At 63.0% G+C, this 1,334-nt stretch carries 1 protein-coding gene; it reads left to right on the top strand.

Annotated elements, in window-relative coordinates; all coding sequences use genetic code 11:
- Positions 1 to 73: 73 nt before the first annotated feature.
- Positions 74 to 1,334 (top strand): IS66 family transposase (gene tnpC / locus MKD38_RS30580; protein ID WP_252669759.1); only part of this gene is annotated, 1,261 nt, incomplete at its 3' end.

The raw sequence follows: 1,334 nt of genomic DNA, 5'->3' as shown, positions 1-1,334 counted from the left end.
GGCGACAGCCGGTGCGCACGGCGGAGCCGATCTCGGCGTTGTAAACCTGAGTGCCGGCGCGTAGACTGCTGGCATGACGACGGCGAACGCGTACCCGGACGACATCGAAGCGCTCAAAGCCCTCTTGCTGGAGCGCGATGCCCGCATCGGGCATCTGCAAGACGTGGTCGAATCGCAGAAGGCAGCGACGGCAACGGACAAGGCGGAGATCGAGCATCTCAAGTTGCTGATTGCAAAGCTGCGCCGCATGCAGTTCGGCCGTCGCTCGGAGAAGCTGGACCGCCAGATCGAACAGCTCGAACTTCGCCTAGAAGAACTCGAGGCCGACGAAGGTGCCGCACCCATCGAGATCCACAGGACGCCGCGTACGGCACCGGAACAGGTACAACGTAAGCCGTTGCCAGAACACCTGCCGCGCGAGTTCCAGACTCATTGGCCCGAATCACGTGATACCTGCACGGCATGCGGTGCGCCGATGAAGCAGCTTGGCGAGGATGTCTCCGAACAGCTCGAATATGTGCCAGCGAGCTTCCGGGTCATCCGGCATGTGCGACCCAAGCTGGCGTGTTCATGCTGCGATCACATCGCCCAGGCTGCTGCGCCGAGCCGCCCCATCGAGCGAGGCATGGCTGGCCCGGGACTGCTGGCCCACGTGCTGGTCGCGAAGTTCGCGGATCACCTGCCGCTCTACCGACAGTCGGTGATCTATGCGCGTGAAGGCGTCGAGCTGGATCGCTCGTTGCTGGCGAAGTGGGTTGGTCACAGTGCGGCGCTGCTGCAACCACTCGTCGACACACTGCGTCGACACGTCATGGCGGCGACGAAGCTCCATGCCGACGATACGCCAGTGCCGGTGCTCGCGCCAGGCAATGGCAAGACTAAAACTGGACGCTTGTGGGTGTATGTGCGTGACGACCGGACGTCGGGCGATGCTACTCCGCCGGCCGTCTGGTTTGCCTATACGCCGGACCGCAAGGGCATCCACCCGCAGCAGCATCTTGAATCGTTCAACGGGACGTTGCAGGCCGATGCCTACGGCGGCTACCAGGCGATCTACGAAACGGGACGGGTTGCCGAAGCAGCGTGCTGGGCCCATGCCCGGCGGCAGTTCTACGAATTGTATGCAGCTCGCCCCAATTCCTTGAATACCGAGGCCCTGGAACGCATCGGCGCGCTCTACAAGATCGAAGAGCAGATCCGGGGCAAACCACCCGATGTGCGCCAGGCGTATCGACAGGCGCAAGCGCGTCCACTACTCGATCAACTCCACGCGTGGCTGAGAGCCACGTTGGAGACGCTCTCGCGCAAATCTGACACGAGTCGAGCGATCCTGT

The organism is Cupriavidus sp. WGlv3, from assembly GCF_023952475.1.
GTDB lineage: Bacteria > Pseudomonadota > Gammaproteobacteria > Burkholderiales > Burkholderiaceae > Cupriavidus > Cupriavidus phytorum.
Note: the sequence above shows the minus strand (reverse complement) of the source record. Positions and strands in the feature narration are given on the sequence as shown.